Source organism: Mycobacterium sp. (assembly GCF_050700595.1).
Lineage (GTDB): Bacteria > Actinomycetota > Actinomycetes > Mycobacteriales > Mycobacteriaceae > Mycobacterium.
In genome coordinates this window covers 1-23,237 of record NZ_JBOHHI010000215.1, presented here as the reverse complement: position 1 = coordinate 23,237, position 23,237 = coordinate 1, and the positions used below count along the sequence as shown (strand labels likewise).

General features: G+C 66.5%; 25 protein-coding genes and 1 pseudogene. 16 read left to right on the top strand and 10 right to left on the bottom strand.

Annotated features, from left to right (window positions below; all coding sequences use genetic code 11):
- Positions 1-809 (bottom strand): annotated as a pseudogene (locus tag ACRDTL_RS19765) (apolipoprotein N-acyltransferase); the annotation flags it as partial.
- A gap of 60 nt (positions 810-869) precedes the next feature.
- Between ACRDTL_RS19765 and ACRDTL_RS19760 the strand changes: the two are divergent.
- Positions 870-1,268, top strand: a complete 399-nt coding sequence (locus ACRDTL_RS19760; protein ID WP_431508388.1) for a hypothetical protein — start codon at positions 870-872, stop codon at positions 1,266-1,268.
- A gap of 6 nt (positions 1,269-1,274) precedes the next feature.
- Here the strand turns inward: ACRDTL_RS19760 and ACRDTL_RS19755 are convergent, their stop codons facing one another.
- Entirely contained in the window at positions 1,275-2,348 is a 1,074-nt protein-coding gene (locus ACRDTL_RS19755) for an amidohydrolase family protein (protein WP_431508387.1), read from the bottom strand.
- A gap of 66 nt (positions 2,349-2,414) precedes the next feature.
- On the opposite strand from ACRDTL_RS19755, the gene ACRDTL_RS19750 reads away from it, so the two are divergent.
- The 3 genes from ACRDTL_RS19750 to ACRDTL_RS19740 are packed head-to-tail and all read left to right on the top strand — an operon-like array spanning position 2,415 to position 5,977.
- Positions 2,415-3,329, top strand: a complete 915-nt coding sequence (locus tag ACRDTL_RS19750) for an alpha/beta fold hydrolase (protein ID WP_431508386.1) — start codon at positions 2,415-2,417, stop codon at positions 3,327-3,329.
- Positions 3,329-4,600 (top strand): MFS transporter, encoded by a 1,272-nt coding sequence (locus ACRDTL_RS19745; RefSeq protein WP_431508389.1) that lies wholly within the window; start codon positions 3,329-3,331, stop codon positions 4,598-4,600. The genes ACRDTL_RS19750 and ACRDTL_RS19745 overlap by 1 nt, the downstream gene beginning before the upstream one ends.
- Positions 4,601-4,609: 9 nt before the next feature.
- Positions 4,610-5,977, top strand: coding sequence for an adenylate/guanylate cyclase domain-containing protein (locus ACRDTL_RS19740; protein ID WP_431508385.1), 1,368 nt, complete (start codon positions 4,610-4,612; stop codon positions 5,975-5,977).
- 88 nt (positions 5,978-6,065) lie between these two features.
- On the opposite strand, the gene ACRDTL_RS19735 is transcribed toward ACRDTL_RS19740, so the two are convergent.
- Positions 6,066-7,334 (bottom strand): competence/damage-inducible protein A, encoded by a 1,269-nt coding sequence (locus ACRDTL_RS19735; RefSeq protein WP_431508384.1) that lies wholly within the window; start codon positions 7,332-7,334, stop codon positions 6,066-6,068.
- A gap of 23 nt (positions 7,335-7,357) precedes the next feature.
- Between ACRDTL_RS19735 and ACRDTL_RS19730 the strand changes: the two genes are divergently transcribed.
- Positions 7,358-7,855: a macro domain-containing protein gene (locus ACRDTL_RS19730; RefSeq protein WP_431508383.1), complete on the top strand. Its 498-nt coding sequence runs from the start codon at positions 7,358-7,360 to the stop codon at positions 7,853-7,855.
- Here the strand turns inward: ACRDTL_RS19730 and ACRDTL_RS19725 are convergent.
- A complete protein-coding gene (locus ACRDTL_RS19725) occupies positions 7,843-8,142 on the bottom strand; it encodes an MTH1187 family thiamine-binding protein (RefSeq protein WP_431508382.1) in 300 nt (99 codons plus the stop codon). The two genes, ACRDTL_RS19730 and ACRDTL_RS19725, sit on opposite strands and share 13 nt — an antisense overlap.
- Before the next feature lie 31 nt (positions 8,143-8,173).
- Between ACRDTL_RS19725 and dtd the strand changes: the two genes are divergently transcribed.
- From dtd to ACRDTL_RS19710, 3 genes are read left to right on the top strand one after another with little or no spacing between them, the layout of a single operon-like run.
- Positions 8,174-8,605 carry a D-aminoacyl-tRNA deacylase gene (gene dtd / locus ACRDTL_RS19720; RefSeq protein WP_431508381.1) on the top strand — a complete coding sequence of 144 codons (432 nt, stop codon included), beginning with the start codon at positions 8,174-8,176 and terminating at the stop codon, positions 8,603-8,605.
- A gap of 48 nt (positions 8,606-8,653) precedes the next feature.
- Positions 8,654-9,502 carry a hypothetical protein gene (locus ACRDTL_RS19715; protein WP_431508380.1) on the top strand — a complete coding sequence of 283 codons (849 nt, stop codon included), beginning with the start codon at positions 8,654-8,656 and terminating at the stop codon, positions 9,500-9,502.
- Positions 9,502-10,398 (top strand): class I SAM-dependent methyltransferase, encoded by an 897-nt coding sequence (locus ACRDTL_RS19710; protein WP_431508379.1) that lies wholly within the window; start codon positions 9,502-9,504, stop codon positions 10,396-10,398. Before ACRDTL_RS19715 ends, ACRDTL_RS19710 begins: the two co-directional genes overlap by 1 nt.
- Here the strand turns inward: ACRDTL_RS19710 and ACRDTL_RS19705 are convergent.
- Entirely contained in the window at positions 10,395-11,132 is a 738-nt protein-coding gene (locus ACRDTL_RS19705; protein ID WP_431508378.1) for a glucose 1-dehydrogenase, read from the bottom strand. The genes ACRDTL_RS19710 and ACRDTL_RS19705 overlap by 4 nt on opposite strands.
- Before the next feature lie 11 nt (positions 11,133-11,143).
- Positions 11,144-12,217, bottom strand: a complete 1,074-nt coding sequence (locus tag ACRDTL_RS19700; protein WP_431508377.1) for an NAD(P)H-dependent amine dehydrogenase family protein — start codon at positions 12,215-12,217, stop codon at positions 11,144-11,146.
- Between the two features lie 61 nt (positions 12,218-12,278).
- On the opposite strand from ACRDTL_RS19700, the gene ACRDTL_RS19695 reads away from it, so the two are divergent.
- A complete protein-coding gene (locus tag ACRDTL_RS19695; protein ID WP_431508376.1) occupies positions 12,279-13,409 on the top strand; it encodes a nitronate monooxygenase in 1,131 nt (376 codons plus the stop codon).
- A gap of 18 nt (positions 13,410-13,427) precedes the next feature.
- Positions 13,428-14,372: a carbon-nitrogen hydrolase family protein gene (locus ACRDTL_RS19690; RefSeq protein ID WP_431508375.1), complete on the top strand. Its 945-nt coding sequence runs from the start codon at positions 13,428-13,430 to the stop codon at positions 14,370-14,372.
- On the opposite strand, the gene ACRDTL_RS19685 is transcribed toward ACRDTL_RS19690, so the two are convergent.
- Positions 14,344-14,562 (bottom strand): hypothetical protein, encoded by a 219-nt coding sequence (locus tag ACRDTL_RS19685; protein ID WP_431508374.1) that lies wholly within the window; start codon positions 14,560-14,562, stop codon positions 14,344-14,346. The two genes, ACRDTL_RS19690 and ACRDTL_RS19685, sit on opposite strands and share 29 nt — an antisense overlap.
- A 272-nt stretch (positions 14,563-14,834) precedes the next feature.
- Between ACRDTL_RS19685 and ACRDTL_RS19680 the strand changes: the two genes are divergently transcribed.
- Both ACRDTL_RS19680 and ACRDTL_RS19675 read left to right on the top strand, forming a co-directional pair.
- Positions 14,835-16,112 carry a cytochrome P450 gene (locus tag ACRDTL_RS19680; RefSeq protein ID WP_431508373.1) on the top strand — a complete coding sequence of 426 codons (1,278 nt, stop codon included), beginning with the start codon at positions 14,835-14,837 and terminating at the stop codon, positions 16,110-16,112.
- A gap of 11 nt (positions 16,113-16,123) precedes the next feature.
- Positions 16,124-16,675 (top strand): YceI family protein, encoded by a 552-nt coding sequence (locus ACRDTL_RS19675; RefSeq protein ID WP_431508372.1) that lies wholly within the window; start codon positions 16,124-16,126, stop codon positions 16,673-16,675.
- Positions 16,676-16,680: 5 nt separating this feature from the next.
- On the opposite strand, the gene ACRDTL_RS19670 is transcribed toward ACRDTL_RS19675, so the two are convergent.
- Together ACRDTL_RS19670 and ACRDTL_RS19665 are read right to left on the bottom strand one after the other, a co-directional pair.
- Positions 16,681-17,652 carry a hypothetical protein gene (locus tag ACRDTL_RS19670; RefSeq protein WP_431508371.1) on the bottom strand — a complete coding sequence of 324 codons (972 nt, stop codon included), beginning with the start codon at positions 17,650-17,652 and terminating at the stop codon, positions 16,681-16,683.
- Positions 17,653-17,675: 23 nt separating this feature from the next.
- Entirely contained in the window at positions 17,676-18,893 is a 1,218-nt protein-coding gene (locus tag ACRDTL_RS19665) for a DUF7159 family protein (RefSeq protein WP_431508370.1), read from the bottom strand.
- A 372-nt stretch (positions 18,894-19,265) separates the two neighbouring features.
- On the opposite strand from ACRDTL_RS19665, the gene ACRDTL_RS19660 reads away from it, so the two are divergent.
- Positions 19,266-20,249 carry an esterase family protein gene (locus tag ACRDTL_RS19660; protein WP_431508369.1) on the top strand — a complete coding sequence of 328 codons (984 nt, stop codon included), beginning with the start codon at positions 19,266-19,268 and terminating at the stop codon, positions 20,247-20,249.
- A 10-nt stretch (positions 20,250-20,259) separates the two neighbouring features.
- Here ACRDTL_RS19660 and ACRDTL_RS19655 read toward each other — a convergent pair whose 3' ends face one another.
- Positions 20,260-20,820, bottom strand: a complete 561-nt coding sequence (locus tag ACRDTL_RS19655) for a hypothetical protein (RefSeq protein ID WP_431508368.1) — start codon at positions 20,818-20,820, stop codon at positions 20,260-20,262.
- A gap of 83 nt (positions 20,821-20,903) precedes the next feature.
- Between ACRDTL_RS19655 and ACRDTL_RS19650 the strand changes: the two genes are divergently transcribed.
- The 3 genes from ACRDTL_RS19650 to ACRDTL_RS19640 all read left to right on the top strand — a co-directional run.
- Complete coding sequence (locus ACRDTL_RS19650; protein ID WP_431508367.1) at positions 20,904-21,329, top strand: DUF6188 family protein; 426 nt, start codon at positions 20,904-20,906, stop codon at positions 21,327-21,329.
- Positions 21,330-21,354: 25 nt separating this feature from the next.
- On the top strand, positions 21,355-21,813 hold the full coding sequence (locus ACRDTL_RS19645; RefSeq protein ID WP_431508366.1) for an SRPBCC family protein: 459 nt from the start codon (positions 21,355-21,357) through the stop codon (positions 21,811-21,813).
- A gap of 110 nt (positions 21,814-21,923) precedes the next feature.
- A partial coding sequence (locus ACRDTL_RS19640; protein WP_431508365.1) for a cytochrome P450 occupies positions 21,924-23,237 on the top strand: 1,314 nt, incomplete at its 3' end.

The following is a 23,237-nucleotide window of genomic DNA, read 5'->3' as shown; positions in this document are numbered from 1 at the left end:
CGTCTGGACAGGTCCATCAGCTCCGTCATGACGGTCGGATGGCTGGCGAGATCGACTCCCACGCTGCTCTCGCCCCAGACCGCCAATTCCAGGTGTTGCCCGGTCAACGTCGCGGTCACCGCTTGCCCGGCGCTGTACCGGGCCGTCGCATCGTCGATGTCGCCGGGTTGCACCAGCGCCACCCGCACCGTCGAACCGGCCGGTGGTGTCGGCCCCAGCGCGAACCAGGCCGGGCCCACCGCAGCCCAGCCGACTGCGACCGACAGTGCCAGCACCCGACCGCGCACGCCGGGATGCAGGATCACACCGGTGATCGCGGTATTGGCGGCGACCAGCAGGAAACTCGTCAGCCATACTCCGCCGAGTGAGGCGGAGGCCAGGGCGGCGGGCTGGTTCCACTGCGAGGCGCCCAGCAATGCCCACGGGCCGCCCAGCGGAGGCCAGGCCCGGGCCGCCTCGGCGAGCACCCACGCGCTCGGCAACACGACGACGGCGGCCAGCATCCGGCGGGTGGCGAGCGGGCGTGCTGCCAGCAGCCGATGAGCCGCCCAGCCCCACGGGGCCCACAACGCGCCCAGTCCGGCGGCCAGCACCACCAGCAACGGTCCCGCACTTCCCAGCAGCCAATACTGGATGGCCAGCACGTATCCCGCCAGGCCGCACCAGGCTCGGGCGCCAGCCTCGCGCGGCGTTGCCGCGCCCCGCACCACCAACAGCAGCGGGACCACGCCTATCCACGCCAGCCACCACCAGGCGGGCGCCGGGAAGGCAAGCGCGAGTAGTGCCCCTGAGCCGAGCCCCGACACCAATCCGGCGGCGCGCCGCGCAGCCGCTCGCTGCGGTGGTAGACCAGAGGACGGAGATTCACGATGGGTGACGGACGAGAACAGCAAAACGACCTGCCGGCGCCAGACCGACCACACTTCAGCCGCGCCGAGGCGCCCATCGGCATCTACGACGGCGAGCACGCCATCATTGTCTACGAACTCAGGCCAATTCCGCTGTGGCCGAAATATTGGGTAAAGGCACTGGCCAGCCGATTTCATCGGGAACTTGATCCAGCGCCGAGGATCGACATTTCGGTGGCCGACGACTGCATCCGCTTCTCGATCTTCGTATCGCCGGAGGTTTCGCTCGCGGACCTGTGCAAACTCGATGATGCCGTCTACAACGCCGCGGACAAAGCCGGGCGCGCCATTGAGGATGCGCAATCGGCGCTCAACGAAAAACTTGAGCAGGTGCGCAAGCGCCGCAACGCAACCCGTTGAACCGGGTCAGTTGAGCCCGTAGAAGCGCTGTGCGTTCAGCCCGGCGATCTTGGCGCGGACGTCCTCACCGATATCGGAGCGGGTGCGCAAATGCTTTGTGCTCTCCGGCCATTCGCCGTCCCAGTGCGGGTAGTCGCTGGCGAACATGATGAATTCCGAGCCGAGCACATCGATGACCCCCGGCAGGATCGGCTCCTCCGGCTCACAGGTCGCCCAGATGTTGCCGGCTTGCAGATACTCTTGTGGATCACGCCGCCAGCCGCCCTGAATCCAGTCGCCACGCTTCTCGAAGTGCTCGTGCAGCCGGTCGATGAAGAACGGGACCCATCCCACTCCCGCCTCGAGGAACGCCACCCGCAAGTTCGGATGCCGATCGAAGACACCGCCGGAGACCATCGCGGTCATCGCCGTCATCTGGTCGAACGGAAAACTGATGCAGTGCACCTGGATGTAATTCGTGAACCGGTCGACACCGATCTTCGGAAGCTGCATGCCGGGTGCGCCGTGAATGCCGAGCGGCATCTCAAGCTCCACGGCGGCAGTGTAGAACGGGTCGAGGTCGGGGTGGTCGAGATTGCGGGTCCGCAGCGCCGGCGGGATATGGGTCGCCACCAGCCCGAGGTCCTTCGCCTCGCTCATGATGTCGATGGCCACCTGGCCGTGCTCGATTGGGGTCACAGCGATGCCGCGCAGCCGGCCATGTGACTGGCGGCAGTAGTCGGCGACCCATTGGTTGTACAGCCGCGCGAATCCGGCTGCGAACTCGGGATCCTGCAGGGTCGGCGCGCAGAGCCCCAGGCTGGGATAGAGCACCATCGTGTCGATGTGGTCGCGATCGGCGTCGTCGAGCACACCTTGGGCGGACGAACAGTTGATGCCGGACGCGGTGCTGATCCCGTGCTGGGGCGGGCAGCCGGCACCCGGTCCGCGGTCCTCGGGGTAGTCGCGGCCCTCGATCATCAACCTCGGCTGTCCGTCGGCACGCGGACGCGCGGCAATGTGTTGCGGCCAGCGCTGCATCGCTTCGGCAGCGAGTGAGGCACCCTCAGCGACGTGGCCGTCGGCGTCGATGATCCGCATGTGTGGCTCCACTCGAAACGCGTCCTAACCGGACCGTGCTGACCCTACACGTGGAACACTTCCGTCATGGTTATCGCGATTGCGCGTCCCAAGCTGGAAGGCAACGTCGCCGTCGGCGACGATCGGCAGCTGGGTTTCGCTGAGTTCGGCGACCCGCAGGGACGCGCCATTTTCTGGCTGCACGGGACCCCGGGCGCACGCCGGCAGATCCCGACCGAGGCCCGCGTCTACGCCGAAGACAACGGCATCCGGCTGATCGGCGTCGACCGACCGGGGATCGGTTCCTCGACGCCCTACCAGTACGACACCGTCGTCGCCTTCGCCGATGACCTGCGCACCATGGCCGACACGCTGGGCATCGACAAGATGGCCGTCGTCGGGCTGTCCGGCGGCGGCCCGTACACCCTCGGCTGCGCGGCGGCATTGCCCGATCGGGTCGTGACGGTTGGGGTGCTGGGCGGCGTCGCGCCCACGCACGGCACGGATGCGATCGGTGGCGGAATCATGGCACTGGGTTCAGTCGTGGCGCCGCTGCTCGAGCATGTTGGGCTTCCGATCAGGTTGACGGCGGTCGCTTTCATCCGCCTTTTGCGTCCGGTCGCCGAGCCCGCGCTGTACATCTACGCCCACATATCACCCGAAGCGGATCGGGCACTGCTGGTGCGGCCCGAGTTCAAGGCGATGTTCCTCGACGATCTGCTCAACGGCAGCCGCAAGCAGCTCGCCGCCCCGTTCGCCGACGTCGTCGTCTTCGCCCGCGACTGGGGGTTCCGGCTCGAACAGGTCAAAGTTCCGGTGCGCTGGTGGCACGGCGACCGCGACCACATCGTTCCGTTCGCCCATGGTCAACACGTCGTCGCGCACCTGCCCGACGCGGAGTTGTATCACCTGCCCGGCGAAAGCCATCTGGCCGGGCTGGGTCGCGCCGAGGAGATCCTGCGCACCACTATCGACGTCTGGGACCGCGCCGAGCAGAAGTGATTCCCGATGTAAAACCACACCGGCTCACCAGCGACCAACGGGCTTCGTTCGCTGCGGCGCTGCTGGGCTGGACAATGGACGCCTTCGATTACTTCCTGGTGGTGCTGGTCTACGCCGATATCGCAAAAACCTTTCACCACACCAAGACCGAAGTTGCGTTTCTCACCACGGCCACCCTGATGATGCGCCCGGTGGGCGCGCTGCTGTTCGGGCTGTGGGCCGACCGGGCGGGCCGGCGGCTGCCGCTGATGGTGGACGTGGCGTTCTATTCCCTGGTCGGTTTCCTGTGCGCGTTTGCGCCCAATTTCACGGTGTTGGTCATCCTGCGGCTGCTGTACGGCATTGGCATGGGCGGGGAATGGGGCCTGGGTGCCGCGCTCGCGATGGAAAAGGTTCCGCCGCAGCGTCGCGGGTTCTTCTCCGGCCTGCTGCAGGAGGGCTACGCATTCGGATATCTGTTGGCCACCCTGGCGTCGCTGTTGGTGATGAACTGGCTGGGGCTGTCGTGGCGCTGGCTGTTCGGCCTGTCCATCATCCCGGCCGTGATCAGCCTGATCATCCGGTACCGGGTGCGGGAATCCGAGGTATGGGAAGCCACCCGGGGCCGAATGCGCCTGACCCGCACCAGGATTCGTGATCTGCTGTTCGACGCCAAAATCATCCGCCGGTTCCTCTATCTGGTGCTGCTGATGACCGCGTTCAACTGGATGAGCCATGGCACCCAGGACGTCTACCCGACATTTCTGTCGGCCGGTGCGAACGGCGGTGCCGGGCTATCTGCTGCGCGCGCCAAATCGATCGTGGTGCTTTACAACGTCGGCGCCATCGTCGGCGGGCTGGTCTTCGGAACGGCCTCCCAGCGGTTCGGCCGCCGCTACACGGTGGTGTTCTGTGCGGTGCTGGGACTGCCGATCGTGCCGCTGTTTGCTTACTCGCGCACCGCGGCGATGTTGTGCCTGGGCGCGTTTCTGATGCAGGTCATCGTGCAGGGCGCGTGGGGTGTGATCCCGGCGCATCTGACGGAGATGTCGCCGGACGCGATCCGTGGCTGCTACCCGGGCGTGACCTACCAGCTGGGTAATCTGCTGGCGGCTTTCAACCTGCCGTTGCAGGAACGCCTGGCGGATTCCCACGGCTATCCCTTCGCGTTGGCCGCAACGATCACGCCGGTACTGATCGTTGTCGCGCTGCTGACGGCGATCGGCAAGGACGCCACCGGGATCCACTTCGGTACCGGGCAAAGTGTCCGGTCTGTCGGCGACGTGAACTAGCCTGTGGCCGTGGCGCAGGTTCCGCGGACTCGCTACGCCGGCTGCGGCGACATCGACATCGCCTACCAGGTCTTCGGCGATGGCCCGACCGACCTGCTCGTGTTGCCGGGGCCGTCCATCCCGATCGATACCATCGACGCCGAGCCGTCGATGTACCGCTTCCACCGGCGGCTGGCCTCGTTCAGCCGGGTGATCCGGTTCGATTTCCGCGGGATGGGTCTGTCGTCGCGCATCGCCTCGCTGGACGGGCTCGGTCCTCGGCTCTGGGCCCAGGATGCGATCGCGGTCCTGGACGCGGTCGGATGCGAGCAGGTGTCGATCTTCGCACCGAGTTTCAACGCGATGGCCGGACTCATTCTCGCCGCCGATTACCCGGAGCGGGTCCGCAGCATGGTGATCGTCAACGGGGCGGCGCGGGTGGTTCAGGCGCCCGATTATCCGGTCGGGGCCGATCCGCGCAGCGCCAGCCCGTTCATGACCGTCGGGATAGAACCGGATGCGGTCGAGCGGGGTTTCGACATGTTGGGCATCGTCGCCCCGAGCGTTGCCCGCGACGAGGCGTTCCGCGCGTGGTGGGATCTCGCCGGCAACCGTGCCGCGTCGCCGAGCATGGCGCGGGCTGCGACCAAGGTGGTGATCGATTCCGACGTCCGCGACACACTTCCACGCGTCGCCGCGCCGACGCTGATCTTGCATCGTGCTGACGTGGAATTCATCCCGGTTGGGCACGGTCGCTACCTCGCCGAGCACATCGCGGGATCACGCTATGTGGAACTGGCCGGCGCGGATTCGTTGTACTGGGTTGGTGACACCGGACCGATGCTCGACGAGATCGAGGAATTCATCACCGGCGTGCGCGGCGGTTTCGATGCCGAACGCGTGCTCACCACACTGGTATTCACCGACATCGTTGGCTCGACCGAACGCGCCGCCGAGCTTGGTGACGACCGATGGCGTGACCTGCTCGACAACCACGACACCATCGTCCGCCACGAACTCGAGCGATTCGGCGGCCGCGAAGTCAACACGGCCGGCGACGGATTCGTCGCAACGTTCACCAGTCCCAGCGCTGCGATCGCGTGCGCGGACGCCATTGTCGACGCCGTCCGGGTACTTGGCATCGAGGTGCGGGTGGGAATTCATGCGGGCGAGGTCGAGGTGCGCGGTGCCGATGTCGCGGGCTTGGCCGTGCACATCTGTGCCCGTGTCGCAGCGCTGGCCGGGCCGAGCGAGGTGCTGGTGTCGTCGACGGTGCGCGACATCGTTGCCGGCTCGCGGCGCAGGTTCGTCGACCGCGGCGAGCATGAACTCAAGGGCGTACCCGGTCGTTGGCAGCTGTGCGCGCTCGTACGTGACGAAGCGACGATCGGGCGGTAGGGGCGATGGGTGCCGGCAGATGCGCCGCGAAAGTGCGGCTGTCGACGCATTTCTCGAGTAGGCCCGTCGCCAGTTGCACTTTCGCGGCTCAAGGACCGTCGCTCAGTGCCCGCCGCAGCAGGTGCAGCGCCACCGTCGTCGAGCGCTCCCGGATGTCGGTGCGATTGCCGGGCAACTGAACGGTCCGGGTCAGCGATCGGCCGTCGGTCAGCGCCACGGTGAAGCAGACCGTGCCCACCGGCTTGTCCTCGGTTCCCCCACCGGGACCGGCGATTCCCGTGATGGCGATGGCAGTGTCCGCCCCGAAGCGGCGCAGCGCGCCGGCGGCCATCGCCTCGGCCACCGGCTCGGACACCGCGCCGTGCGCGTCGATCAACGCCGCGTCCACGCCGAGCAACTCCGACTTCGCCGCGTTGGCGTAGGCGACTACCCCGCCGGCGACATAGTCGGACGAACCCGGGCGCTCGGTCAGCCGGGCCGCCAACAACCCGGCAGTGCAGGATTCCGCCGTCGCGATCCGGCGACCGGTCAGCAGCCGCGCCACTTGATCGTCCACTCTCGAGCCGTCTTCGGAAAACAGGTGTTGCCCATGCTTTTCGCGTAGCAACTCGACCAGCCGCCGATACACGTCGGCGGCCTCGGGTTCGTAGCGGGTGACCATTTCGACCTCGCCGCGCCGCAGACAGGTGGTGATCTCCAGTGACCCGAAACCAGGGAGGCGCTCCTCGGCGTCACGCAGGGTTTCGGCCAATCCGGATTCCGGCAACCCGAACATCCGCACGGTGTCCTGGCGGTAGACGGTGCGACCGGCGATGGCCTCCTGAACAGCGGGTGTAGCGACCGCGGTCCGCCACATCGGCTGCAGCTCACGCGGTGGTCCGGGCAGCACCACAACGGTCGGTCTGCCCGGCACCACCACCCCCGGTGCGGTGCCCACCGGGTCGAGCACCAGCGCTCCGGCCGGAACCATCGCCTGTTTGCGGTTGGCCGCGCGAACGGCGTCGAAGTCCCCGCCGCCGACACGCGCCATCAGCGATTTCAAGATCGCGGCGATCTTGCCCTCCAGCTGGGCGTCCAATACCAGCTCACGCCCGCAGAACCGGGCCACCATCGCCACGGTCATGTCGTCGGCCGTCGGCCCCAGCCCACCGCTGGTCACGATCAGGTCCACGCCCTGGTCGGTCAGGAACCGCAGCTGCGCCTCGATGTCGCGGGGCCGGTCCCCGCAGATCGTGATGTGCGCCAGCTCGACACCCAGCTCAAGCAACCGCTCGGCGATCCAGGGGCCGTTGCGGTCGGCAACCCGCCCGGTCAACACCTCGGTCCCGGTGACGACAATGCCCGCACGTGCACTCACCGGTACGACACTAAGGTGTGCCAATGATCGAGTTGGAAGTGCTTCAGGCTGACGTGACCAAGCTCCAGGTCGACGCGATCACCAATGCGGCGAATACCCAGCTGCGGCACGGCGGCGGGGTGGCCGCGGCCATTTCGCGTGCCGGCGGGCCGGACGTGCAAAAAGAGTCGAACAACAAGGCGCCGATCGGCCTCGGTGAGGCGGTCGAGACTACCGCCGGTGCCATGCCGGCACGCTATGTGATCCATGCGGCGACGATGGAACTCGGCGGGCCGACCTCAGCGGAGATCATCGTGCGCGCCACCGTTTCGACACTGCGCAAGGCCGACGATCTGGGCTGCCGCTCGCTGGCTCTGGTGGCATTCGGCACCGGCGTCGGCGGATTCCCACTCGACGAGGCGGCTCGGCTGATGGTCGGCGCAGTCCGAGAACATCGGCCGGCTTCGCTGCAGCGGGTGGTGTTCGCCGTGCGCGGCAGCGAGGCCGAGCAAGCGTTCCGGGCCGCCGCTCAGGATAGGTAGCGCTCTACCGATTCGACCTTGTGCGTCATCGCGTCGGTGGCGCCGCGTCGCCAGTCCGCCTTGATCACCACGCTGACCCGGTCCGCGCGGGCCGCCACCGCCTCGACGGCGCGCTGCACGACCGACATCACCTCGCCCCAGTCGTCGCCTTCGATCGTGGTGAACATCGCATCAGTCTGGTTCGGCAAGCCCGATTCACGGACCACCCGTACCGCTTCGGCGACGGCCTCACCGACGCCCTCGCCGACCCCCAGCGGGGCGACTGAGAACGCGATGAGCACCGACACAACACGAGCTTACGCATGGCAACATCGGGCCATGCGGGTTCTGGTGCAACGGGTCTCTTCGGCCGCGGTGTGGGTGGACAAACAGGTGGTGGGCGCGATTCGACCCGAGAGTCAAGGGCTGGTCGTATTCGTCGGCATCACCCATGACGACGATGAGGCCAAGGCGCAGCGACTCGCCGAAAAACTCTGGCAGCTAAGGATTCTCGACGACGAACAATCCGCTGCCGACGTCAACGCGCCGATTCTCGCAGTCAGTCAGTTCACGTTGTACGCCGATACCGCCAAGGGCCGGAGACCGTCGTGGAACGCCGCCGCGCCGGGAGCGGTCGCCGAGCCGTTGATGACGGCCTTTGTCCGGGCACTGCAACGCCTGGGCGCCCGGGTGGAAACCGGCGCCTTCGGTGCGCACATGCAGGTCGAATTGGTCAACGACGGCCCCGTGACGGTCCTGCTTGAACTGTGAGCGGCGCGGTGTCAACGGTAGGTTGCCCGTAACGGAAGTGAGGGTCACATGCTGCGAGATATTCGTGAGCTTGCCGACGAACCGGAGGCCTACGCCGCCGAGCTTCGCCGGCGCTGGGGCGGTCTGTTGAGCTACCGCTACCTCGGCCGCAGCTACGCGTCGATGGACCTCGGTCCCGTCGACGACACCGTCACTCTGCGGCACGACATGCGCAATGCGACCGGCGGGATTCTGCTCGCCGTGCTCGGGATCGCCTCGCCCGAGGGCGGTGGCATGTCCGATTTGGAGGCGGTGCCGAACCCGGTCATTCACTCCTGTCAGGTCGTCGATCCGGGACGCGATGTGCGTCGTTTCGAGGTGCGGACCGAAGTGCTGAAACGCGGCCGCCAGCTGGGCTTCAGCCGCTCGCACATCGTCGACGCAGAGCAGCCGGGCCGGGTGCTCGCGCTCACCGAAGGCCAGGGCATCAGTATCGGCACGCCGCCCGACGGGCTGGGCCGGATGGCGGTCGAGCCGATCGAGGTGATCGACTCCCCCGGCCTGCCGCCGCTGTGGCAGGTGTTCGGCGGTCGTCGTCGCGCCGACGGGCACTGGGCGCTGCCGGAGCTGGCGGCGGAGGTGGCTTCGCCGGACGCTGCGCTGCACATCGGACCCCAGTTCGTGATGTTGGAGACGGCGGCGCTGGCGCAGGGGGCCGATGTGGCCGGTACCGATCGGCTGCAGGGTGTGTCGTCGCACGTGATGTTCGTGGCGCGCGGCAAGGTGGGGCCATTTCGGATCGACACCGAACCGATGGCCGGTGCGCCGGGCATGGTGGCCGTACGTGCCGTCGTCTACGACGAAGGGGCCGACGACCGCCTGATCACGACCGGCTCGTATCTGTTCGAAGGCGATTAATGCGCTCCGACGACGATGACTGGGACATCGTCAGCAGCGTGGGCTACACCGCGCTGCTGGTGGCGGGCTGGCGCGCGCTGCACGCCGCTGGTCCGCAGCCGCTGGTGCGCGACGAGTACGCGAAGCATTTCATCACGGCATCGGCGGATCCGTATTTGACCGGCCTACTGGCCGATCCGGGGACGTCCGAGGGCGCGGCGGCGTTCCCGCGGTTGTACGGCGTGCAGACCCGGTTCTTCGACGAGTTCTTCTCCTCCGCCACCGGCGACGATATCCGGCAAGCAGTAATTGTTGCCGCGGGCCTGGACTCCCGGGCCTACCGGCTCAACTGGCCGAGCGGAACCACGGTGTTCGAGGTGGATCAGCCAAGAGTTCTGGAGTTCAAAGCCCGGGTGCTCGCCGAGCAGGCTGCCCAGCCCACCGCCCGGCGGACAGACGTCGCAGCCGACCTCCGCAACGACTGGTCGATACCGTTGCGCGCGGCCGGATTCGACCCGCAGATGCCCACCGCCTGGTCGGTGGAGGGGGTACTGCCATACCTGACCGGCGACGCGCAGGACACGCTGTTCGCCCGCATCGATCAGCTCTCGGCGCCGGGCAGCCGACTCGCGATCGGTGCTCTGGGCTCACGTCACGACCGAACGCAACTGTCCGCTCTCGAGACGACGTACCCCGGGCTCAACGTGTCCGGTGACGTCGACTTCTCCGCGTTGACCTACGACGACGAGACCAAGGCCAGGCCTGCGCAGTGGCTGACCGAGCACGGGTGGACGGTCGATCCAGTCCGCAACACGCTGGAGCTACAAGCCGGCTACGGTCGAACGCCGCCCGATGTGGACGTGCAAATCGATGCCATCATGCGTTCTGAATACGTCACCGCGGTCCGCGAGCGTTAGAACTTGTGTGGGACGTCGAGGATCAGGCCGCCGTCGATGACGAATTCGCTACCGGTGGCGTACGACGACTCGTCGCTGGCCAGGAAAAGCACGAACGTCGACACCTCACTCGACTCGGCGGGGCGGCCGAGCGGAATCGTGAGCACGTTGTCGGGAAAGTGCTTGGTCATCGGCGTGCGGATGAAGCCCGGATGAATCGAGTTGACCCGGATCTGGTGTGGCGCCAACTCCAATGCGGCCGACTTGGACAATCCGCGCACCGCCCACTTGGAGGCGACATACGGATGCACCATCTGGGCGCCGCGCAGGCCCTCGATCGACGAGACGTTGATGATCGAACCGCCGCCCGCGGCGATCATCGGCTCGACCGCCACCCGCATGCCCAAGAATGTGCCGGTCAGGTTGACGTCGATGACCTTCTGCCACTTGGCCATGTCGAACTTGTGGATTTGGCCGAGCGCCACGATGCCGGCGTTGTTGACCAGAACGTTGAGCTTGCCGAAATCCCCGACCGCCGCGGCGGCCGCCGCCTCCCACTGCTCGAGGTCGGTGACGTCGAGGTGCACGTAGCGCGCGGCGTCGCCGAGCTCGTCGGCGAGTGCCTTGCCCTCCTGGTCGAGGATGTCGCCGATCACCACCTTGGCGCCCTCCTGGACAAGCAGCCGGGCGTGCGAAGCTCCCATGCCCCGGGCGCCGCCGCTGATCAGTGCAACTTTTCCGTCCACGCGTCCCATGACGGGTCAGGCTACCTCAGTGTCGTATAGGTCCCGGCGATCAGCGGCAGGTCCAGCGTCGTGCGGATTCCGGGGTCGGCCGCCAGCACAGCGGGGATGGCGTTGACGATGCGTCCCGCCGCCGCCACGATCGCCGCGTGGTTGTGGTCGCCCTTGCGGCTGGCCGGGCAGATGTCGACCGCGTAGGACGGCTCACCGGTGATTTCGACGCGATAGGAGCCGCCCGGCTGCGCGGGCCGCGGCCAGTCGGGCCGCAGGTCGTCGCGCAATCGGGTGATGTGTTCGATGACGACGGCGGGCCGGCCTCCGACCATGCCGCAGATCTCGAACCGCATCGCGGCGACGCTGCCCTTCGGGACGCGGCCGGCCGCGATGTCGAAGGCCTCCGGCGCCGGTTCGCGTTCGTAGCTTTCGGTGATGTCGTCGACCTCGATGCCCAGCCCGGCGGCCAGTTGCCGGATCGCCGTACCCCACGCGATGCCCAGCACGCCGGGTTGCAGCAGGAGCGGCAGCTCGTCGAGCGGCTTGCCGAAACCCATCACGTCGAACATCACGATGCTGCCGTCGTAGGTGGCGTAATCGGCGATCTCCATGCAGCGCACCTGCTCGACCCGCTGACAGGTGCCTGCCAACGCCAACGGGATCAGGTCGTTGGCGAACCCGGGATCCACCCCGGTGATAAACAGGCTCGAATTACCCTGTCGCGCAGCATCTTCAATCCTGGCGATGTACTTATCGGGCATCAGCTGCCAGGGGAACTGCAGGATCCCCGGCGCGGAGCCGACGACGTTGACGCCGGCGGCCAGCAGACGTAGGCAGTCGCCGATCGCCTCGGCGGGACGGTTGTCGCCCATCGCGCAGTACACCGCGCACTCGGGCCCGGTGGCCAGCACCGCGTCCAGGTCATTGGTGGCGGTGATGCCGGTGACGACGCCCAGCCCGGCCAACTCCCCCGCGTCCTTGCCGACCTTGGCCTCCGTCGACACCCAGACGGCGGTCAGGTCGAACCGCGGATCGGTGACGAGTTGGGTCAGCGCCAGGCGGCCGACGTTTCCGGTGCCGAGGTGAGCGACGCGAATGGGCATGGCTGGCTCCTTCATGCGGTTCCGTACTAAACTAGAACACGTTTCAATTTAAGGAGCAGGCATGCACACTCCCATCTGCGACGAGCTCGGCATCGAGTTCCCGATCTTCGCCTTCACCCACTGTCGCGATGTCGTCGTCGCGGTCAGCAAGGCCGGCGGCTTCGGGGTGCTCGGCGCGGTCGGCTTCACACCGGAGCAGCTGGAAATCGAGCTCAACTGGATCGACGAGAACATCGGCGACCACCCCTACGGCGTCGACATCGTGATCCCCAACAAGTACGAGGGCATGGATTCGCACATGTCCGCCGACGAGCTGACCAAGTCTTTGCAGGCGATGGTGCCGCAGCAGCACCTGGACTTCGCCCGCAAGATCCTCGCCGACCACGGTGTCCCGGTGGACCACAGCGACGAGGACGCCTTGCGGTTGCTCGGCTGGACCGAGGCAACCGCCACCCCCCAGGTCGAGGTTGCGCTGCGGCACTCGAAGATGACGCTGATCGCCAACGCGCTCGGCACCCCGCCGGCCGACATGATCAAGCACATCCACGACTCCGACCGCTTGGTGGCCGCCTTGTGCGGCTCGCCGGCACAGGCCCGCAAGCACGCCGATGCCGACGTCGACATCATCATCGCCCAGGGCGGTGAGGGCGGCGGCCACTGCGGTGAGGTCGGCTCGATCGTGTTGTGGCCACAGGTCGTCAGGGAAGTCGCGCCCCGACCGGTGCTGGCCGCCGGGGGCATCGGCAGCGGCCAGCAGATCGCCGCGGCGCTGGCGATGGGCACGCAGGGCGCCTGGACCGGTTCGCAGTGGCTGATGGTCGAGGAGGCATCCAACACGCCGGTCCAGCAGGCGGCCTATGCCAAGGCGACCAGCCGCGACACCGTGCGCAGCCGCTCGTTCACCGGCAAGCCGGCCCGGATGCTGCGCAACGACTGGACCGAAGCCTGGGAGCAGCCCGACAACCCGAAGCCGCTCGGCATGCCGTTGCAGTACATGGTCTCCGGCATGGCAGTCGCCGCGACGCAGAAGTACCCGAACGAGACCGTCGATGTTGCGTTCAATCCGGTCGGGCAGGTGGTCGGGCAATTCACCAAGGTGGAGAAGACGTCGACGGTCATCGAACGCTGGGTGCAGGAGTACCTGGAGGCGACCAACCGGCTCGACGAACTCAACGCCGCGGCCAGCGTCTGACGGCCAGCGTCGGTAATCATGCGCGCTGCCGCCATCCAGCTCGACGCCATTCCCGCCGACGTCGACGCCAACCTGGCCGCCACCGAACGGCTCGTCGAGGCGGCCGCCGCCGCCGGCGCGACGGTGATCGCGCTGCCGGAGTTCTTCACCACCGGCATCGGGTTTCTGCCCGAACTCGCCGACGCCGCCCTGCCACCGGACGGCAAGGCCACCGAGCTGATGTTGGGCCTGGCCCGGCGGCACGGGGCGATGATCGGCGGGTCGCTGTTGGTCCGCGACGCCGACGGGCACGTGCGCAACGCGTACCTGCTCGTCACCCCGGAGGGAGTCGCGGGCCGACACGACAAAGACCTGCCCACCATGTGGGAGAACGCGTTTTATATCGGCGGCCACGACGACGGCGTGATCGCGGCCGGTGACCTGACGGTTGGGGTTGCGGTCTGCTGGGAGCTGATGCGCACCCGGACGGTGCACCGGCTACGCGGCCGTATCGACCTGGCGATGACGGGGTCGGGCTGGTGGTCGATTCCCCGCTGGCAGCCGGCGGCGGTCTTCCGCCGGCTGGAGACCCGCAACGCAGCTACTGCATGGCAGGCCGCGGAATCGTTCGCCGGCTACGTCGGCGCACCGGTGCTGCACGCAGCGCATGCCGGGACGCTGCGCTGCCGAATGCCGTGGCTGCCGGTCGAGTACCGCGGCCGATTCGAGGGTGCCACCATGATCGTGGCCGCCGACAGCACCGTGCTGGCCGCTCGTGGCGCCGACGAGGGCGAGGGAGTCGTCGTCGCCGACATCGATATCGGCCGCTGTGTGCCGATAGCCGAAGCGCCGGAACGGTTTTGGCTACATCGCCGCGGCGCGCTGCCGAGCGCGGTCTGGCATTACCAGCGCCTGCATGGCAGGCGCTACTACCGCCGCCACGTTGCCGGGGGGACTACTCGTCCTCGACGTCCTGGCCGGTGAAGACCTCTTTGATCCGGTCGACGGCGTGGTTGGCGATGTCGAGGGAATTCTGAACGATTTCACCGGTGCCGCCGGCGATATCGCCCCGGATGATGTCGCCGGCGTTCTCGACGATGTCGGAAGCCTTCTCTACGGTGTGCGTCGCGATGTCCTTGACGGCACCAAGCGCATCTTTGGGATTGAAGCTCATCTCCGGTCTCCTTTCGGTGCTGCAACGGGGCGGCCGCTAACCCGTGATGGCGGTGTCAGGCCGATAGCAGCGCCCCCTTGGCGTCAGGTCCCTGCCTGGAGCACAGCATAACGAGTGCAGCCAGGGCCGTATCACCGGCAGACCGCAGCCGACTAGAAGAACACGTTTCAATTCGATGGTGGCAATCCACCCAGAACACATTCCCTCTGCGCGGTCTCGATGCTTTACTGACTAGAACGCGTCATATTCAGGTCGTATTCAAGGAGTGCACGGTGTCCTCTGTTCGCAAGCCCGCTCCGAATCTGCCTCCCGGGTTCGATTTCACCGACCCCGACATCTACGCCGAGCGGTTGCCGATCGAGGAACTGGCCGAGATGCGTCGTGTCGCGCCGATCTGGTGGAACGAGCAGCCGATCGGGAAGGGGGGATTTGACGATGGCGGCTTCTGGGTGGTCACCAAACACAAGGATGTCAAGGAGATCTCACTACGCAGCGACGTCTTCTCCAGTCTGAAAAAGACGGCGTTGCCGCGGTACAAGGACGGCACGGTCGCCGAGCAGATCGACCGAGGCAAGTTCGTCCTGCTCAACATGGACGCGCCGCAGCACACCCGGTTGCGCAAGATCATCTCGCGGGCCTTCACTCCGCGGGCGGTCGAGCGCTTACGTGAGGATCTCAACGAGCGCGCACGCCGCATCGTCGAGGCCGCCGCCGCCGAGGGCGCCGGCGACTTCGTCGAGCAGGTGTCCTGCGAGTTGCCGCTGCAAGCGATCGCCGGGCTGATGGGCGTGCCGCAGGAAGACCGCAAGAAACTGTTCCACTGGTCAAATCAGATGGTCGGCGACCAGGACCCCGAGTTCGCGACCAACGATGCCATCACCGCGTCCGTCGAACTGATCATGTACGGCATGCAGATGGCCGCCGAAAAGGCGAAGAACCCCGGGCAGGATCTCGTCACCACGCTGATCCAGGCCGACGTCGAGGGCCACAAGCTCTCCGAGGACGAGTTCGGGTTCTTCGTCATCCTGCTGGCCGTCGCCGGCAACGAGACGACGCGAAACTCCATCACCCAGGGGATGATGGCGTTCACCGACTACCCCGATCAGTGGGAGCTGTTCCGCAGGGAGCGTCCCGCGACCGCCGCCGACGAGATTGTGCGGTGGGCCACCCCGGTCACGTCGTTTCAGCGCACGGCGCTGGAGGACTACGAACTGTCCGGCGTGCAGATCAAGGAAGGGCAGCGGGTAGTGATGTTCTACCGCTCCGCCAACTTCGACGAGGACGTGTTCGATGATCCGTACACGTTCAACATCTTGCGGGACCCCAACCCGCATGTGGGTTTTGGCGGTACGGGAGCGCATTACTGCATGGGCGCCAACCTGGCCCGGATGACGATCGACCTGATTTTCAACGCAATCGCCGACCACATACCAGATCTGACATCTGAGGGTAAGCCCGAGCGGCTGCGGTCGGGTTGGCTCAACGGCATCAAGCACTGGCAGGTGGACTACCACAGTAGTGCCACGGCGAAATGCCCTGTGGCCCATTAGCATTGGCCTGCATGGCGGCCCCCGCGTGGACCCTGAACGCATCCGACGGCGAATTGCTTGTGCGCACACGCGTCACCGGGAGGGCTGCGAAAGTGGGCCATCGGTTGACCATCGCGATGAAGCACTGGCGGGCGACGGTGCAGTGGGCCGAGGGTGAACCGGCCCGAGCGGAACTCAAGGTCGACGTGGCTTCACTCGAGGTACTGCATGGCGAAGGGGGTATCACAGCCTTGTCCGGACCGGAGAAGACGCTGGTGCGGTCCAACGCGTTGAAGTCGTTGGACGTCAACCGCTTTCCCCGGATCAGCTTCGATACCGACAGTATCGAGAAGCGGCCCGACGGTTATCGCTTCAGCGGGATGCTGCAGATTCACGGCAAAACACGAGCGCAGGTGATCGAGCTTCGCACAGCGGATCTCGGCGACAACTGGCGAATGTCCACCGAGGCCGCTGTTCGCCAATCCGATTTCGGCATCAAGCCATATTCTCTGCTGATGGGCTCGTTGAAGGTGGCCGACGAGGTGGCCGTGTCGTTCACCGCGCAGCACGCCAAAGGCGAGTGATCAGCTCACCACTGCCGCGGAGGGTAGCCAGGCCCGGGCTGCCCGTAATAGCCCGGGTATTGCTGACCGTACGGCAACCCTCCGCCACCACCGAACTGGCCGGGACGACGGCCCGATGTTGGCGGCAGCCCCAGGAACAGGCGGATCTGTGGCACGATCAGGAGTCCACCGGCGATAGCGATCAAGACACCGGCGATCAGGTCGTAGGTGACCCGGCCGGTGCCACCGTACTGAGCAGCGCAGACGATTGCGAACAGCACCATCACTACCCCGCCGCCGAGTATCAGGAACCGGCCTAACTGCTTCTTCAACAACATCAGCACAGCACCGCCGAGCGCTGCCAGGCTGCCGAGGATCAGCAGGACGAGATAGGTCACCGCGGTGATTGGAACTTTGACGCCATGATTCCGCAGTGATTGCTTGCAAATGTCAGAGATTTGGCCGCCGTACTGGTCGCATATGTTCGAGGCACGGCTGACCGCGGTGCTGAGGTCCATCAACAACGTAAAGGTGAGGACCGCGCCGAGCAGACCAAGGAAGATGACGCCGCCGAGCGTGATCCACAGCGATATCTGCCCGCTACTCGGACCGCCGCCGGATTGTCGGTAGCCGCCGGAGCCGTACGGAAACTGGGCATAACCGGGCGGCTGGCTATAACCGCCCTGTCGATACCCGGCTTGTCCGTAAGCAGAAGGCCCGCCGTAGCCGGGAAAAGTCTGTTGGCCGTAACCGGCACCCGGCTGCGGCCAGTGGCCCGCGGTGGCCTGATATCCGTATCCAGTGGGCGCCTGCCAACCGTAACCGGGCGCGGGAGGCTGCCCGCCGAAACCATACTGGCCGTGGTCACTTTGCTGCTGATTCGGCGGCACAACCCGCGTCGGGTCGGTGGCCGGATCGGTACTGCCCACCCCCTGCTGCGCGTTGCCATCATCGGGGTCGTCTTCGGGCCGGTTCGTGGGTGGCTGCGGAGGAGTCATCAACTGGCTTTCTGTCGTTTGCTCTACGGCGCCGGCCCGCCCGGGTCGGGGGGCGGAGCCGGTGGCGGCTCTTCGGGCGCGGGTTCGCTGTCCTGGCCGTGCAAGCGTTGCAGCAGCTTGGTTAGAAGCGGATGTGGGTTCGGCTCCGGCTCCGGCGGTGGCGGTGCGACCGGGGGCGGTGGCGGTGCGGGTTCGGCAGCCGGCAGGTCAGCCGGCGGCGCTGCCGTGACACCGCTTTGCTGCTCGATCGGCGGCGCGGCCACCACCGGCTGTTCGGCCGGCGCGGGTTCCGGTGCGGCCTGCGCGGTCGGTGCCGCTACTGCGGCCGGCGGTGCAGCGGGCGTTGCGACCACCGGTGGGGAGGCCGACCTGTGCACCACCTGTTCGACCGGTTCCGTTGGCCGGTGCGGAAATAGCCACGGGCCCACGGCCAGTGACAGCGACGCCACGAAGGCGACCGCTCCGACAGCCAGCATGGTCAGCGCCCCGGCGTAGGACCGCGAACGTGACGGCACCGGGTCAGCGGTGATGCGGTCGATCGATTCGACCAGCTCGGCATCGGTGAATTGCATGCTCTGAGCCGACGCCAGCGCCGCTCCGCGGGCCAGCGCCATCTGGGCACCGCTTTGGGTGAACACCGGCACCGGCAGGGCCTTTTCCAGCTGGCACGAGAGCGCGCCGAGATCATGATCCGAGCCCACGACAACCACACCGCTTGGTTGCCAGGCACTCCGGTCGAACATCGTTGTGAGCCAACGAATCAGCCGTTCGGGGCCGCCCTTCAGGTGCTTGACCGCGGTTTGTGTCTGATCATCGGCGCCATCGACCATGACTACGGTTGCCGACTCGCCGTCGAGCACGCACACCGTGGTCTCGTCGTAGCCGACCACGGGCGCGACACCCTGCGCGAACATCTCGGTGGCCTGGAGCACCTGAATCGGCACCACGTTGTCGAACCCCGCGTCGGTCAACGACTCCAGGAGCAGTGCGGCCTCTGCAGCTACGTCATCGCTCCACGTCAGACCGATCACATGGACGCGCTGATCATGCCGGGTCGCCAGCGCCCGGGCGCGCAGCACGGCCGCCGTCACTCGCTCCGCGGTCTTGACCGCGCGGGTTCCACCGCCGGTGCGAACCGCGAGGTCGTCGTGGTCCACGATGGCGCCGTCGGCATCACGACCTTCGACGAGCACCCATCCGGCGGCGGTCGACGTCAGTGACAGCCCCAGTACCGTATCCAAATTCGCACCTCAATCGTGCCCCGACCCCCAATGCCGCCACCGCGCGCACCATGACGGTGCTACCAGTGGTGCGGTGGTTCGCGAACGCCGGATCGGCCCGGGACAGCGTGATCTTCGTCGGCTTACCCCGGGAGAGCCTACGCCGCCGGCACGCCATCGGCTGACCGGGTAGGTGACAACGTCGGCTCCGGCTCTTGCCGGCAAAGCCGACAAGAGTAGCCACGGCGGACGCCGTCGGCCTTGTATCACAGTCGCCGGGCAGGTGGCGGCGGCCGATATAAAATCGAGACACCTTTGCGCTCTGATCGACATATAGACTGCGTCAAGGTAAGTTCTGCCGAGGGTGCACGGCATACGACAAGGGGCACAGGTATGACAGACGTGAGCGAAAAGGTGCGCGGCTGGGTTCGGCGGCTGACGACAGCTGCCGTTGCCGCCGCGGCACTGCCGGGCTTGGTCGGGCTCGTGGGTGGTTCGGCGACGGCGGGGGCGTTCTCCCGGCCCGGTCTGCCGGTCGAGTACCTGCAAGTGCCGTCAGCGGGAATGGGCCGCAACATCAAGGTCCAATTCCAAAGCGGTGGGGCCAACTCCCCGGCGCTCTATCTGCTCGACGGTCTGCGTGCCCAGGACGACTACAACGGCTGGGACATCAACACCCCGGCGTTCGAGTGGTACTACCAGTCGGGGCTGTCGGTGGTGATGCCGGTGGGCGGAATGTCCAGCTTCTACACCGACTGGTACAGCCCGGCCTGCGGCAAGGCCGGCTGCTCGACCTACAAGTGGGAGACGTTCATGACCAGCGAGCTCCCGCAGTACCTGTCAGCCCAACAGGGCGTCAAGCCCAACGGCGCCGCGGCGGTCGGCATATCGATGGCCGGCGTGTCGGCAATGGACTTTGCGATCTACCATCCTGAGCGGTTCATCTACGCCGGCTCGCTGTCTGGCTATCTCCAGCCCTCCCAAGGACAGGGCTGGATCGGTATGGCGATGAACGATTCCGGCGGTTACAAGAAAGAAGACATGTGGGGGCCGGACAATGACCCGGCATGGCAGCGCAACGACCCCACGGTCAACGTCGGTCAGCTGGTCGCCAACAACACCCGGCTCTGGGTGTACTGCGGCAACGGCACCCCGAACGAATTGGGCGGTGCCAACCTTCCCGCCACGTTCCTCGAGGGCAACTTCATGATCGGCCAAAACAAGAAGTTCCAGGAGGCCTACACCGCCGCGGGTGGCCACAACGCGGTGTTCAACTTCCCCGACTACGGCACGCACAGCTGGGAGTACTGGGGTGCCCAGCTGCAGGCGATGAAACCCGACCTGCAGAGCAGCTTGGGCGCCGGCGGCGGGGCCTGACGCGGAAGCATCACCGGATCTGGTCGGTGATATCGACCCAGGCCGTTGCGTCGTTGCGATGGTCGGTGATGTCCCGGCATTGACCGTAGAGGCGCGCGATTCCCAGGTCGGCGTAATCGTTGTCGCGGTAGACGACCGCGGTGACGCCGTCCTTGGATAGGATCTTGGCGAACACGTGCTGGTTGGGCGGTGCGCCCTCGTTCCAGCCGCGAGCAACCATCGCCGCCGCGATTCCCTGGAAGTAGGTGTCGGCGCGGATGTCGGCGGGCACGGTGAAGTTCAGATAGACCGCGCCCTGGTAGGGAGGGCCGTCGCGGTCCTTGCAGGACATCAGCAGATAGCCTGCGGTCGGCTTTTGTAACCGAGCGGCAGCGACCATGCGTTTCGCCGGCTCGACGACTTCGGCTTTCGTCTGATCATCGGAGGCCGGACGGGCGGGGTGCTCAACAGTATCGGCCGGCGACGAATGGAGTCGATTAACTGCCAGAAATGCTCCACCGAGCGTCAGCGAAAGCGTCAGCGCTGTGGCCAGCAGCGTGCGAGCGCTCGCCGAGCGGAGCCCATTGGACACGCACCAGGTTAACTCCCGCCAGGACATTGCGTGACAGCTATTTGACACTTGTGTAAATGGCTTATTGCGGCCAGAGTAAATACATGGCAGACCAGAAATTGATCGAGCACTGGATTCAGGGCTGCGCGGTGCAGCGGATCATGTTCCGTGACGGTCTGGTATTGGACCTCGAGGACTACAACGAACTCGTTATTTCCGCGCCGATGCGCCTGACCCTGCCGGCCACCACCACCGCACCCAGCGAGGTGGTTTCCATCGACCCGAACGACCCGGCCGTCCAGGAGCGGCCGTTGTTCGATTTCTCCGGGGCAACCTGTACCGATGTCGGGTGGGACGACAGCGGCGACTTGCACCTGGAGTTCTCCGGCGGATACCGGATCGACGTGCCGCACGACGACCACGTCACCGCCTGGGAGCTGTACGGCAAGTATCACGGGTATGCCGCCTGCCTGGCCCAGGGCAAGGTACGCGTAGTCCGCCACGACGTGCCGGAAAGTAGCGGCGAATAGCCCGCGGGCATGTTTGGATCAACGCATGCAAGGGTCGGCGACAGTTCACATGGCAGCACCCGCGGAAAAGATCTGGAACCTGATCGCGGATGTGCGCAACACCGGGCGGTTCTCCCCGGAGACGTTCGACGCGGAGTGGCTCGACGGAGCTACCGGGCCCGCCGCCGGTGCGCGGTTTCGCGGCCACGTCAGACGAAACGGGATCGGGCCGGTGTACTGGACTACCTGCCGCGTCACCGCGTGTGAACCCGGTCGCGAATTCGGCTTCGAAGTGCTCATGGGAGATCGAGCGGTGAACACCTGGCACTACCAGTTGTCACCCACCGAAGGTGGTACCGACGTCACCGAGTCGTTCCGGCTGGCCTCATCACCACTGACTACCCTCTACTACTGGGCATTCGGCGGATGGCTGCGTCAACGCAACAACATCCGCGACATGACCAAGACCCTGCAGCGCATCAAGGACGTGGCCGAGGCGACCTGAGTTCTGCGTCGAGTGTGTGGGTTGTGTCCGCGAAAATCGCGAAATCGTGTTCATAACCCACACAGTCAACGGAGTGGACGACGCGCACACCGGCGAGGGAGGCCCTGGTCGTGAGAGAGCGATTGCACTGGTTCGCGATGCACGGCTTCATCCGGGGCATGGCCACCATCGGTGTCCGCCGCGGCGACCCGCAGAGCCGATTGATCGCCGATCCGGCGGTAAAAGCAGACCCGGTGTCCTTCTACGAGGAACTGCGGCCCCATGGACCGCTGGTGCGCAGCCGCGTCGGTTATCTCGCCGTGGACCACGCGATCGCGCAGGAGGTGCTGCGCTCGGACGACTTCCGGGTGATATCACCCGGATCGAACTTGCCGGCGCCGATTCGGTGGCTGGAGCACCGGTCCCGCGACGGGCTGCTCCATCCGTTGCGACCGCCGTCGTTGCTGTCCGTCGAACCACCGGACCACACCCGTTACCGCAAGACGGTGTCGGGGGTGTTCACGCCGAGGGCGGTTGCCGCTTTGCGGGACCGCGTCGAACAGACCGCGACGGCATTGCTGGATCAGCTTGCCGGCCAGCCGGGCGTTGTCGACGTCGTCGACCGGTACTGCTCACAGCTTCCGGTGGGCGTCATCAGCGACATCTTGGGGGTGCCCGACCGCGACCGCAGCCAAGTTCTGGAATTCGGCGAGCTGGCCGCACCGGCCTTGGACATCGGCGTGTCGTGGCGGCAGTACCGCCGTGTGCAGCGCGGGGTCGCGGGATTCAACTTCTGGCTGGCTGAGCATCTCCGGCAGTTGCGCCTAACACCCGGCGACGATTTGATGAGCCAGTTAATCGTCGCCGCCGAAAACGGTGCTCCCGAAGAGCAATTGGACGCGACCGAACTTCAGGCGGTCGCCGGTCTGGTGCTGGCCGCCGGTTTCGAGACCACGGTCAACCTGTTGGGCAACGGAATCCGGATGCTGCTCGATGCGCCCGAGCAGCTGCGCATACTGCAGCAGCGCCCGGAACTGTGGGCCGGTGCCGTCGAAGAGATGCTGCGCCTGGAGTCGCCGGTTCAGCTCACCGCGCGGGTGGCGGGTAACGACATCGAGCTGGCGGGCACGTCGATCAGGCGAGGTGAGATTGTGGTGGTCTATCTGGCCGCGGCCAACCGCGACCCCGCCGTGTTCGCCGACCCGCACCGCTTCGATATCGAACGCGCCAACGCCAACCGGCATCTCGCGTTCTCCGGTGGGCGGCACTTCTGCCTGGGCGCGGCCCTGGCCCGCGCCGAAGGCGAGGTGGGGCTGCGGGCGTTCTTCGACCGCTTCCCCGAGGTGCGGTCGGCCGGTGTGGGCAGTCGGCGTGACACCCGGGTGTTGCGCGGCTGGTCGACGCTGCCGGTCGCGCTGGGCCCGGCACGGTCGATGGCCACCCGA